General features: G+C 61.2%; 11 protein-coding genes. 5 read left to right on the top strand and 6 right to left on the bottom strand.

Annotation, left to right across the window (positions count from 1 at the left end; all coding sequences use genetic code 11):
• Nucleotides 1–140: 140 nt before the first annotated feature.
• Nucleotides 141–2,462: a response regulator gene (locus tag ABFB52_RS20740; RefSeq protein ID WP_129972561.1), complete on the top strand. Its 2,322-nt coding sequence runs from the start codon at nt 141–143 to the stop codon at nt 2,460–2,462.
• Here ABFB52_RS20740 and ABFB52_RS20745 read toward each other — a convergent pair.
• The 3 genes from ABFB52_RS20745 to msrB form a co-directional block, all read right to left on the bottom strand.
• Nucleotides 2,446–2,907 carry a MarR family transcriptional regulator gene (locus ABFB52_RS20745; protein ID WP_129972560.1) on the bottom strand — a complete coding sequence of 154 codons (462 nt, stop codon included), beginning with the start codon at nt 2,905–2,907 and terminating at the stop codon, nt 2,446–2,448. The genes ABFB52_RS20740 and ABFB52_RS20745 overlap by 17 nt on opposite strands.
• Nucleotides 2,904–3,389, bottom strand: coding sequence for a glutathione peroxidase (locus ABFB52_RS20750; protein ID WP_085607138.1), 486 nt, complete (start codon nt 3,387–3,389; stop codon nt 2,904–2,906). Before ABFB52_RS20750 ends, ABFB52_RS20745 begins: the two co-directional genes overlap by 4 nt.
• A 101-nt stretch (nt 3,390–3,490) precedes the next feature.
• Entirely contained in the window at nt 3,491–3,886 is a 396-nt protein-coding gene (gene msrB / locus ABFB52_RS20755) for a peptide-methionine (R)-S-oxide reductase MsrB (RefSeq protein ID WP_129972559.1), read from the bottom strand.
• 225 nt (nt 3,887–4,111) lie between these two features.
• On the opposite strand from msrB, the gene ABFB52_RS20760 reads away from it, so the two are divergent.
• Together ABFB52_RS20760 and htpX are read left to right on the top strand one after the other, a co-directional pair.
• Nucleotides 4,112–5,323 carry a pyridoxal phosphate-dependent aminotransferase gene (locus ABFB52_RS20760; RefSeq protein WP_007955711.1) on the top strand — a complete coding sequence of 404 codons (1,212 nt, stop codon included), beginning with the start codon at nt 4,112–4,114 and terminating at the stop codon, nt 5,321–5,323.
• 303 nt (nt 5,324–5,626) lie between these two features.
• Nucleotides 5,627–6,514: a protease HtpX gene (gene htpX, locus ABFB52_RS20765; protein WP_007955710.1), complete on the top strand. Its 888-nt coding sequence runs from the start codon at nt 5,627–5,629 to the stop codon at nt 6,512–6,514.
• 59 nt (nt 6,515–6,573) lie between these two features.
• On the opposite strand, the gene ABFB52_RS20770 is transcribed toward htpX, so the two are convergent.
• A complete protein-coding gene (locus ABFB52_RS20770; RefSeq protein ID WP_129972558.1) occupies nt 6,574–7,227 on the bottom strand; it encodes a thiopurine S-methyltransferase in 654 nt (217 codons plus the stop codon).
• 102 nt (nt 7,228–7,329) lie between these two features.
• On the opposite strand from ABFB52_RS20770, the gene ABFB52_RS20775 reads away from it, so the two are divergent.
• A complete protein-coding gene (locus ABFB52_RS20775; RefSeq protein ID WP_085744966.1) occupies nt 7,330–8,097 on the top strand; it encodes a class III extradiol ring-cleavage dioxygenase in 768 nt (255 codons plus the stop codon).
• 76 nt (nt 8,098–8,173) lie between these two features.
• On the opposite strand, the gene ABFB52_RS20780 is transcribed toward ABFB52_RS20775, so the two are convergent.
• A complete protein-coding gene (locus ABFB52_RS20780; protein ID WP_085744967.1) occupies nt 8,174–9,847 on the bottom strand; it encodes a DEAD/DEAH box helicase in 1,674 nt (557 codons plus the stop codon).
• A gap of 422 nt (nt 9,848–10,269) precedes the next feature.
• Between ABFB52_RS20780 and ABFB52_RS20785 the strand changes: the two genes are divergently transcribed.
• Complete coding sequence (locus ABFB52_RS20785) at nt 10,270–11,061, top strand: crotonase/enoyl-CoA hydratase family protein (RefSeq protein ID WP_102718498.1); 792 nt, start codon at nt 10,270–10,272, stop codon at nt 11,059–11,061.
• A 3-nt stretch (nt 11,062–11,064) separates the two neighbouring features.
• Here ABFB52_RS20785 and ABFB52_RS20790 read toward each other — a convergent pair whose 3' ends face one another.
• Entirely contained in the window at nt 11,065–11,820 is a 756-nt protein-coding gene (locus ABFB52_RS20790; protein ID WP_007955705.1) for a spermidine synthase, read from the bottom strand.
• Nucleotides 11,821–11,944: the final 124 nt, after the last annotated feature.

An 11,944-nucleotide genomic window follows, 5' to 3' on the forward strand; every position in this document is an offset into this window, starting at 1 on the left:
GATGATGGCGGTGCAGCGACGACACACAGCGTTCGAAACCAGTCCCGGCCCTTGTTACAAGGCGCTTCGGGAACCCCGGAATCCATGCATGATCGACTATGCTTGAGCAGCGAAGGGAAACGGAAGTGGTTCAACACCCCATGGATATCAAATTCACCCACCGGCTGTCGTACAAACAGGCCCGGCTTACCGTGCTGGTCGGGTTCATTCTGGGCACGCTGCTCAGCCTGCTGCAAATCGGCATCGATTATGCCAGTGAAGACGCGTCCATCAACCGTGAAATCCTGTCTTTGCTGGAAATCAGCCACAACCCGGCCTCGCGCATCGCCTATAACATCGATGCCGAACTGGCGCAGGAACTGACCCTGGGCCTGCTGCGCTCGCCGGCGATCATTTCCGCACAACTGACCGACAACAATCAGACGGTGCTGGCCAACGTCAAACGCCCGGAGCTGCAAAGCGGCTACCGGATGATCAGCGACTTCCTGTTCGGCGCCAAACGCCAGTTCGAAGACCGCCTCTACCTCGATCACCTGCCCAACGAATCCCTCGGCACCTTGAAACTGGAAGTCGACACCTACGCGTTCGGCAGCCGCTTCCTGCGCCGGGCCGAGGTCACGCTGCTCAACGGGTTTGCCCGCAGCCTGATTCTCACCGGGATTCTGCTCGCGCTGTTCTACGTGATGCTGACCAAACCGCTGGTGCGGGTGATCCGCGAACTCAGCGGCCGCGACCCGCGCAGCGCCGAGCCGACGACCCTGGAATGTCCGGGCGGGCACGCCAACGACGAGATCGGCGTGCTGGTCAAGGTTGCCAACCAGCAGTTCGAAAACATCGCCACCGAAATCCAGCAGCGGCGCAATGCGGAAAACCGCCTCACCGACTACCTCGCGCAACTCGAAGACATCGTGTCGGCGCGTACCGCCGAGCTCAAGGCGATCAACGCGCGGCTCAGCCAGTCCAACCAGGAACTGGAAGTGGCCCGCAGCACGGCACTGGACATGGCCGAGGCACGCTCGGCGTTTCTCGCCAACATGAGCCACGAGATCCGCACCCCGCTCAACGGCCTGCTGGGGATGATCGCCCTGTCGCTCGACGGCCCGCTCAACGCCGAACAACAGCAACAACTGTCGATCGCCCACGACTCGGGCAAGGTATTGGTGGAGCTGCTCAACGATATTCTCGACCTGTCGAAATTCGATGCCGGGCAACTGGAGCTCGAACACATTCCATTCGATCTTGGCTCGCTGATCGAAGACACCGCCAACCTGCTGTCGCAGAACGCGGCGCCGAGTGTCGAACTGACCTGCCTGATCGATCCGTACTTTCCGGCGCTGGTGCTCGGCGATCCGACCCGGGTCAGGCAGATCGTCAGCAACCTGTTGTCCAACGCCCTGAAATTCACCCGCTTCGGTCGGGTCGATGTGCGCTTGTCCACCTGGAAAGACGGCGTCCGGATCGAAGTCTGCGACACCGGTATCGGCATCGCCCAGGAAGCGCAGGTGAAGATTTTCCAGCCGTTCACCCAGGCGGGTGCCGGCATCACCCGCCAGTACGGCGGCACCGGGTTGGGCCTGGCACTGACCTACAACCTGTGCGAAGCCATGCAGGGGCGCCTGACCATCAGTTCCGAAGTGGGTTTCGGTAGTCAGTTCTGCGCCGAACTGCCACTGCCCTGCCACACCCGAGCGGTGATTCCGCCACCGTTGCACGGCAAGGTGCTGGCAATCACCAACGCGGTCAGCGGGCTGGCGGAACTGCTGGAAAGTCTGCTGCCGGTCTGGGGACTGACCTACGAGCAGCGAACCCTCGACGACCCGCTGCTCGGTCTGTCCCCCGACGTCATCATCACCGACTGCCCGGAATGCCTGTTCGGCCTGCGCCCGGCGATGACGGCACCGATTCTGCTGGTGACTGCCTACGGCAGTTTCATGCCGGGTGAAGAGGCCGCCGCCCTCGCCCCGTTGCAGCAGCAGGCGCGACCGCTGGCTCGCAACGCGCTGTATCAGAATCTGCGCCGGACGCTACAGCCGGACCTCACCACCATCGACCGCGCACGCCTCGAAAGCGTGCCGTCGCAGCGGCGCGGTCGGGTGCTGCTGGTGGAGGACAACCCGGTCAACCAGTTGGTGGCCAAGGGCATGCTGGGCAAACTCGGCTGCGACGTAGTAGTCGCCGCCCATGGCGTGGAAGCGCTGGATCAGCTGGAACACGACGAATTCGATCTGGTGCTGATGGACTGCAACATGCCGGTGATGGACGGCTACGAAGCCAGTCGCCAGATCCGTCAGAGCGGGCGCTGGCCGCATCTGCCGATTGTCGCCCTGACCGCCAACGCCATGTCCGAGGAGCGCGAACGTTGCCGGGCAGCGGGCATGAGCGACTATCTGGCCAAGCCGTTCCGTCGGGAAGAACTGGCGGCGCTGCTGGACCAGTGGATTCCGACTACGACAGTGCTTTGATCTGCCCCAGCAGGTGATCGAGACCGTCGCGCAAGTCATTGAGCCGGTCCAGATCCACCCCGCTGTCGCACAACAGCCGCGCCTTCAACGGCCCGACCTGTTCACGCAGTGCCTGCCCCTGCGGCGTGAGGCTCAGATGAACCTCGCGTTCGTCCCGGGCCGAGCGCTGACGCTGGACCAGTTGCAGTTGCTCCAGACGTTTGAGCAGCGGCGTCAGCGTGCCGGAATCCAGTGCCAGACGTTCACCCAGCGCCTTGACCGTCGGCTGCTCCGGCGCGGATTGCTGCCACTCCCACAACACCAGCATCGCCAGGTATTGCGGGTAGGTCAGACCGAGCTGATCGAGCATCGGCTTGTAGGCACGGATCACCGCCCGCGATGCGGCATACAACTTGAAGCACAGCTGACTATCGAGCTTCAGCGAATCGGCGGACAGGTTGTTCATTTGAGCAGGGCTTCGATCTCGCGGCTCAGATCCTGCGGCTTGGTGGCCGGGGCGAAACGCTTGACCAACTGGCCGTCCTTGCCGATCAGAAACTTGGTGAAATTCCACTTGATGCCCTGGGAGCCCAGCACGCCCGGCGCGCGTTTCTTCAACTGCACGAACAGCGGATGGGCGCCATTACCGTTGACTTCGATCTTCTTGAACAGCGGGAAGCTGACACCGTAGTTCAGCTCGCAGAACTCGCTGATCGCGCCCTCGTTGCCCGGCTCCTGCTTGCCGAACTGGTTGCACGGGAAGCCCAGCACCACCAGACCTTGATCCTTGTAGGTCTGCCACAGTTCCTCAAGGCCTTTGTACTGCGGCGTGAAACCGCATTTGCTGGCGGTATTGACCACCAGCACTGCCTTGCCGGCGAAATCGGCGAGGGTCTTTTGCTCGCCTTTGATGGTGGTGCACGGAATGTTCAGCAGGTTATCGCTCATGGTGCGCACTCTTGAAAATGGGTAGGCGGCAAAAATAGCGAGCAATTGAATTGTGTGCAATTTAATTATTCGAAAGGCGACCCGTGGATCGCCCGTATCGGTTACTCGCGCGGCACCAGGTCCAGGCACACCGAGTTGATGCAATAACGCAGGCCGGTCGGCGGCGGGCCGTCAGGGAAGACGTGGCCCAGATGCGCATCGCACTTGGCGCACTTCACTTCGGTGCGGATCATGCCGTGGCTGGTGTCACGGATTTCGGTCATGGCGCTCTCGCCGATCGGCGCGTAGAAGCTTGGCCAGCCGCAACCGGAATCGAATTTGGTCTTGGAATCAAACAACGGCTCGTTGCAGCAGACGCAGTGGTAAACGCCATCGGTCTTCGTGCCGTTGTATTTACCGGAGAACGGTCGCTCGGTAGCACTGAGACGGCACACGTTGTATTGCTCGGGGTCGAGCATCGCCCGCCATTCTTCCAGGGTCTTTTCAATCTTTTCCATCATCACACCTCAGCGGCTGAAAAAGCCCGATCTGTACCTTTTCCACGGATCGGGCGGCACGTATGATTGCGCCTCGTCACACGCCAGTCTGGCAGCGGGTTCCTGCGCATTCAAACGGATTATTGGAAACCGCCGCTCGAGACACTTGCCTGTGTGAAGACGCAGGATTCCCAGCACGGTTGTCCACCCGCCGCCTGGATCGTTCATTTTCGGGATCACATCGCCATGCAGTTCAGCAAATCGAACAAGCTCGCCAACGTCTGCTACGACATTCGCGGCCCGGTGCTCAAGCACGCCAAACGCCTGGAAGAGGAAGGCCATCGCATCCTCAAGCTGAACATCGGCAACCCGGCGCCCTTTGGTTTCGAAGCGCCGGACGAAATTCTTCAGGATGTGATCCGCAACCTGCCGACCGCCCAGGGCTACAGCGATTCCAAAGGCCTGTTCAGCGCGCGCAAGGCGGTGATGCAGTACTACCAGCAGAAGCAGGTCGAAGGTGTCGGCATCGAAGATATCTACCTGGGCAACGGGGTGTCCGAGCTGATCGTGATGTCGCTGCAGGCGCTGCTCAACAACGGCGACGAAGTGCTGGTGCCGGCGCCGGACTACCCGCTGTGGACCGCAGCCGTGAGCCTGGCCGGCGGTAACGCGGTGCATTACCTGTGCGACGAGGGTGCCGACTGGTTCCCGGACCTGGCCGACATCAAGGCCAAAATCACCCCGAACACCAAGGCGATGGTGATCATCAACCCGAACAACCCGACCGGCGCGGTGTATTCGAAGGAAGTGCTGCTGGGCATGCTTGAGCTGGCCCGCCAGCACAACCTGGTGGTGTTCTCCGACGAGATCTACGACAAGATCCTCTACGACGACGCCGTGCACATCTGCACCGCTTCGCTGGCCCCGGACCTGCTGTGCCTGACCTTCAACGGTCTGTCGAAGTCGTATCGCGTGGCGGGCTTCCGTTCCGGCTGGATCGCCATTTCCGGGCCGAAACACAACGCTCACAGCTACATCGAAGGCATCGACATGCTGGCCAACATGCGTCTGTGCGCCAACGTGCCGAGCCAGCATGCAATTCAGACCGCACTCGGCGGCTACCAGAGCATCAACGATCTGGTGCTGCCACAAGGTCGCCTGCTGGAACAGCGCAACCGTACCTGGGAATTGCTCAACGACATTCCCGGCGTGAGCTGCGTGAAGCCGATGGGCGCACTGTACGCGTTCCCGAAGATCGACCCGAAAGTCTGCCCGATCCACAACGACGAGAAATTCGTGCTCGATCTGCTGCTCTCCGAGAAGCTGCTGGTGGTGCAAGGTACGGCATTCAACTGGCCGTGGCCTGACCACTTCCGCGTGGTCACCCTGCCGCGGGTCGATGACCTGGACATGGCCATCGGTCGTATCGGCAACTTCCTCAAGTCCTACCGCCAGTAACCGGCGCTCAGTGCGCAACGGCCCGAACGTTGCGCACTGTCTGATTCAGCAACACTTCTGCTCCGCCCCTCCTCCAGCACCTTCTACACTTGCGACTCATACGAATCATGCGTGCCTGACGCAATGAGACCGGGTGCCGTGTGCCTGTCATCCATACCGGATTCGGCGGTGGGAAATATCCCAAGCCCGAAGAATCCGGTGTAGGACACAGTTTGAAATAGTCACTCGGTTGAATCGCCAGGTGCCGCACCTTATATACCCCGCAGTACGCTACATCTTTAGCTTGAGGAGATTTCTACAACCATGATGCGCATCCTGCTGTTTTTGGCCACTAACCTGGCGGTCGTGCTGATAGCCAGCATCACCCTGAGCCTTTTCGGCTTCAACGGGTTCATGGCGGCCAACGGGGTTGATCTCAACCTCAGTCAGCTGCTGGTTTTCTGTGCAGTCTTTGGTTTCGCCGGTTCCCTGTTCTCGCTGTTCATCTCCAAGTGGATGGCGAAGATGAGCACCAGCACCCAGATCATCACCCAGCCACGCACCCGCCACGAACAATGGCTGCTGCAAACCGTCGAGCAACTGTCCCGGGAAGCCGGGATCAAGATGCCTGAAGTCGGGATTTTCCCGGCCTATGAGGCCAACGCCTTCGCTACCGGCTGGAACAAGAACGACGCACTGGTCGCGGTCAGCCAGGGTTTGCTCGAGCGATTCAAGGAAGACGAAGTGCGGGCCGTGCTGGCCCACGAGATCGGTCACGTGGCCAACGGCGACATGGTCACCCTGGCACTGATTCAGGGCGTGGTGAACACCTTCGTGATGTTCTTTGCGCGGATCATCGGAAACTTCGTCGACAAAGTGATCTTCAAGAACGAAGAAGGCCAGGGCATGGCCTACTACATCGCGACCATCTTCGCCGAACTGGTGCTGGGCATTCTGGCCAGCGCGATCGTGATGTGGTTCTCGCGTAAACGCGAGTTCCGTGCCGACGATGCCGGTGCCCGCCTGGCCGGTACCGGCGCGATGATCAACGCCTTGCAACGCCTGCGCGCCGAACAGGGCCTGCCGGTGCACATGCCTGACACCCTGAACGCCTTCGGCATCAACGGTGGCATCAAACAAGGGTTCGCCCGCATGTTCATGAGCCACCCGCCGCTGGAAGAGCGTATCGACGCCCTGCGTCGTCGCGGTTGATCAAACCGGTGCACCAACGAAAAGGCCCGCAGTGATGCGGGCCTTTTTTTGCCTGTCGATTACGCCCCGGAAATCCGGTAGACCCGCTCTTCCAGCCGAGTTACGCCGGCTTGCACGAACTTCCAGCTGTCACCGAGCACATCCTGCTCCTCCAGCATCTCGACACGCCAGACACTGCCCAGCAAACGCTGCACTTCGGCATCGTCTACGGAAAATGGCGGCCCGGGCATCTGCGACTGGTCATAATCCAGCGTCACCAACAGCCCTCGGCATGTCGGCAAAAGACCCTGCAAGTGCGCCGCATAACGCTCGCGCATCGCGGGCGGCAAGGCGATCACCGCCGCCCTGTCATACAGTGCGGTGCAACCGGCAACATCATCTGCCGTCAGCGAGAAGAAATCCCCGCACCACAACTCGATCGACCCGGCGCGATAAACCTTGAAGTCGCCCTGCTCGCTCACCCGCGGCTGCAATTGCTGCTCAATAAAGAAGTCTTCCACGGCCTTTTCCGACAGCTCGACGCCGAGCACCTGATGACCACGGCCGGCAAGCCACAGCAGATCCAGGCTTTTACCGCACAACGGCACCAACACACGCGCCTGCGACGGGATGGCCAGATCAGGCCAGTGCCGCTGCAAATAAGGGTTCACCTCAGGCTGGTGAAAGCCGATCTGGTTCGATTCCCACTTCTTGTGCCAAAACTCCGGCTGCATGCATCCTCCTAAGAATTCGATCAAAAGACGTTAAAACTTATATTGGAATTAGATCAATGAACTGACTGAAGATGGGTCATCTTAACGCTCAGGAACCCTTCCATGTTTCCCAGCCTGTTTATCTCTCACGGCTCGCCCATGCTGGCGCTGGAGCCCGGTGCCAGTGGCCCGGCCCTGGCGCGGCTGGCAGCCGAACTGCCACGCCCGAAAGCCATCGTCATCGTTTCCGCCCATTGGGAAAGCCATGAGCTGCTGGTCAGCAGCCACGCGCAACCGGAAACCTGGCACGACTTCGGCGGTTTCCCCCGCGCGCTGTATGAAGTGCAGTATCCGGCACCGGGCAATCCGCAAATGGCCCGCGAGGTTGCCGATCTGCTGACCGCCAACAACCTGCCGGCGCGTCTCGACCCGCAACGACCGTTCGATCACGGCGTGTGGGTCCCGCTCTCGCTGATGTACCCGCAAGCCGACATCCCGGTGGTTCAGGTTTCCCTGCCCAGCCGTGGCGGCCCGGCGTTGCAGAACCGCGTCGGTCAAGCGCTGGCCAGTCTGCGCGAACAGGGCATTCTGTTGATCGGCTCCGGCAGCATCACCCACAACCTGCGGGAACTGGACTGGCACGCCGGCCCGGAAAGCGTCGAGCCATGGGCCCGGGATTTCCGCGACTGGATTGTCGACAAGCTCGCCGCCAACGACGAAGCCGCCCTGCACGATTACCGCCAGCAGGCACCGAACGCCGTGCGCAGCCATCCGAGTGACGAGCATCTGCTGCCGCTGTACTTCGCCCGAGGTGCCGGTGGTGATTTCAGCATTGCCCATCAAGGTTTCACCATGGGTGCACTGGGTATGGACATCTACCGCTTCGGCTGATGCCTAAATCGCAGGCAAAAAAATCCCCGAACCAGTCGGGGATTTTTTATGTTCGATCAATCAGCCCAGAGGCGGATCAATCTTCGCGGTAGCGACGCAGTTTCAGCTGCTTACCGGCAACGCGAGTGTCCTTCAGTTTGGTCAGGAGCTTGTCCAGACCATCTTCCGGCAGCTCGACGAGGCTGAAGCTGTCACGCACCTGGATGCGACCGATGGCTTCACGTGCCAGACCACCTTCGTTGAGGATGGCGCCCAGCAGGTTTTTCGCCGCGATACCGTCACGCGCGCCCAGCGCGGTACGGCAACGGGCACGGCCTTCGCCCAAAGGCATTGGCGCACGACGCTCGCGGTCACCACGTTCCGGACGATCACCGGAACGCTCAGGACGGTCGCCACGCGGTGCGCTGTTCGGCACCAGTGGACGTTCCTTCTCGATCGCTGCCAGGTTCAGCGCCTGACCATTGGTGGCCTTGCGCAGCAGAGCGGCAGCCAGGGCACGCGGGGTGCAACCGATGTCGGCGGTCAGGCGATCCAGCAGATCACCGTGAGTCGATTCGGCGTCAGCCACCAGCGGCGACAGGCTGTTGGTCAGTTTCTTGATGCGGGCATCGAGAACGGCCTGGGCGTCCGGCAGACGCACTTCGGCAACTTTCTGACCGGTCACACGCTCGATCACTTGCAGCATGCGGCGCTCACGCGGAGTCACCAGCAGCAGCGCGCGGCCTTCGCGACCGGCACGGCCGGTACGGCCGATACGGTGCACGTAGGATTCCGGATCGTACGGCATGTCCACGTTGAAAACGTGGGTGATGCGCGGAACGTCCAGACCACGGGCGGCAACGTCGGTCGCTACAACGATGTCCAGACGGCCATCTTTCAGCGAGTCGATGACGCGCTCACGCTGGTTCTGGGCGATGTCGCCGTTCAACGCGGCGGCTTTGTAGCCTTTGGCGTCGAGGGCGCTGGCCAGATCCAGGGTCGCTTGCTTGGTGCGCACGAACATGATCAGAGCGTCGAAATCTTCCACTTCCAGCAAGCTGAGAACGGCAGAAGTCTTCTGGTCAGCGTGAACCAACAGGTGAGCCTGTTCGATCGCGGTAACGGTCTGGGTCTTGCTCTGGATCTTCACGTGCTTTGGATCGCGCAGGTGACGCTCGGCGATGGCACGGATCGATTGCGGCAGGGTCGCCGAGAACAATACGGTCTGACGGGTTTCCGGCATGGCCTTGAAGATGACTTCGAGGTCGTCCATGAAGCCCAGTTTGAGCATTTCGTCTGCTTCGTCGAGAACCAGGTGGTTCACGGTCTGCAGTACTTTTTCGTCGCGACGCAGGTGGTCGCACAGACGGCCCGGAGTGGCGACAACGATCTGTGCGCCATTACGGATTGCTTTCAATTGTGGGCCCATCGGCGCGCCGCCGTAGACAGCCACAACAGTCACGCCCGGCATTTGCTTGGCGTAGGTTTCGAAAGCGGTTGCAACTTGTAGCGCCAACTCACGAGTTGGGGCCAGGATCAGAGCTTGCGGCTCGCGCTTGGACGGATCGATGCGGTGCAGGATAGGCAGGGCAAAGGCAGCGGTTTTACCGGTACCGGTTTGCGCCTGACCAATCATATCGTGACCGGCGAGGATGATCGGGATCGACTGCTGCTGAATGGCCGAAGGCTCTTCATAGCCGGTAGCGACTACTGCAGCGACAATATTGGGATGAAGTTCAAGAGCGGCGAAGCCGCCGATTTCCTGGGTCATGGGTCTGCCTCTAAGTGCATCCGCAAAGACCCATGCTCCAAAGCTGCACATGCCGTGTTGAGACTCAAGAGTCGCCCTGGCAGCTTTGTCGGCGGGGATTTGCGAAAACGAATGAATGAAAAAGAATCGTCAAGGAAGAGCCCGCAGTGCGGACGTGCAGCCGAAGCTGACTTCGGGGAATTGCGCTACCTAAACGCGGCCCGGTTAAAGGCCGGCGCGCACTATACCGGAATTTGCCCAAAAAGGGAGCTTTTTTTATCGGCGAAATACAGTTGTCACCGCTGTGTAACGGGGTTTTGCGGATAATCGGGCAAAGGTCTATTTTTCAAAGACCCCGGCCCTGCGGGCGATGGCGCTTAAACGATTCACCGACGTGCGGCATCTGGTCGCTGCACCCTTTCTTCCCCTGCGAGGAAACACCCATGAATCAGCCCTGCCCCGGCCGCGTGAGCCGTGCGCGCCACGGTCACGTGCATTTGATCGGCCTGGACCGCGCCGCCAAGCGCAATGCCTTCGACCTCGACCTGCTCAACGACCTGGCCCTGGCCTACGGTGAATTCGAGGCCGACAGCGACGCACGGGTGGCGGTGGTGTTCGGGCATGGCGAGCATTTCACCGCCGGGCTCGATCTGGTCAACGCCAGTTCCGCCCTCGCTCAAGGCTGGCAGGTGCCGCCCGGTGGTTGCGATCCATGGGGCGTGTTCGTCGGGCCACGGGTCAGCAAACCGGTGATCGTCGCGGCGCAGGGTTATTGCCTGACCATCGGCATCGAATTGATGCTCGCCGCCGACATCAACCTGTGCGCGAGCAACACTCGGTTCGCCCAGATGGAAGTGCAGCGCGGGATCTTTCCGTTCGGCGGCGCGACGTTACGCTTTCATCAGGTCGCCGGCTGGGGCAATGCGATGCGCTGGCTGCTGACCGGCGACGAGTTTGATGCCCATGATGCGTTGCGCCTGGGTCTGGTGCAGGAAGTCATGGCCAGCGAAGACTTGCTGCCACGCGCCATCGAATTGGCCGAGCGAATCGCCCGACAGGCGCCGTTGGGCGTGCAGGCGACGCTGATGTCGGCGCGTCAGGCGCGCTATGAAGGTGAAACTGCGGCGGCTAAGAGCTTGCCGCCGCTGGTGAAGAAGTTGCTGGCCACTGAAGACGCCAAGGAAGGTGTGCGCTCGCTGGTGGAGCGCAGGCCCGGCGTTTTCAAAGGCCTTTGAAGATCAGGTCGCCGGACGGATGCAGTTGATCAACGTCTGCAACGAGTAACCCAGCTTCGGCGCCAGCGCTTCAGCCCGGGCGGTCAGCGCCTGCATGTCCAGCACCTGATCAAGATCCGCCGGCACGATCAGAATGACGTTGCCCTCCTTCACCGGCAGTTCCCAGTAATGCCGGTGATAGAGGCCACGCAGCAGCGCCGCGCCCAACGGTTTGCCGTCATCAGTGGCCCATTGGTTGATCACCAGCCAGCCGCCAGGATTCAGACGCTTCTGACAGTCACCGAGGAAATTCCACGCAAGGTGCCCGGCGCCGGGGCCGACATCGGTGTACAGATCAACGAAGATCAGATCCGCCGGCTCAGCCGTCGGCAGCAGTTCGAGGGCATCGCCGACGCGGATGTACAGCCGTGGATCGTCATCCAGCCCGAGGTACTCGATGGCCAGACGCGGTACGTCCGGGCGCAGCTCGATGGCTTCGACATCTTCCAGCGGCAGGAACTTGAGGCAGGCCTGGGTCAGCGTTCCCGCGCCCAAACCGAGAAACAGCGCGCTCTCCGGTTGCTCGTGGCACAGCGCGCCGATCAGCATCGCCCGGGTGTAGTCGTACTCCAGCCAGCTCGGGTCGGCGGTAAACACGCAGCTTTGCTCGATCGCATCGCCGAACTCCAGAAAGCGGTAGTCGGCCACTTCCAGCACGCGAATCACGCCGAACTCATCCTGTACCTCGGCGAGCAACAGCTCGACGCGCTCCTCAGTCATTTCGTCTCCTGGTGGTCACCGGGCGCGGTGACGCGATGGCACCGATCTGGCGCCGTGGCAAAGCGGCGATTGTCGGCGAAGCGGCGGGAGCAGGTCACGCACTAATTGCTGCTAAAATGGCCGT

The organism is Pseudomonas sp. 9.2(2024), from assembly GCF_039695385.1.
In the GTDB taxonomy this organism is placed as follows: Bacteria; Pseudomonadota; Gammaproteobacteria; order Pseudomonadales; family Pseudomonadaceae; genus Aquipseudomonas; species Aquipseudomonas paraglycinae.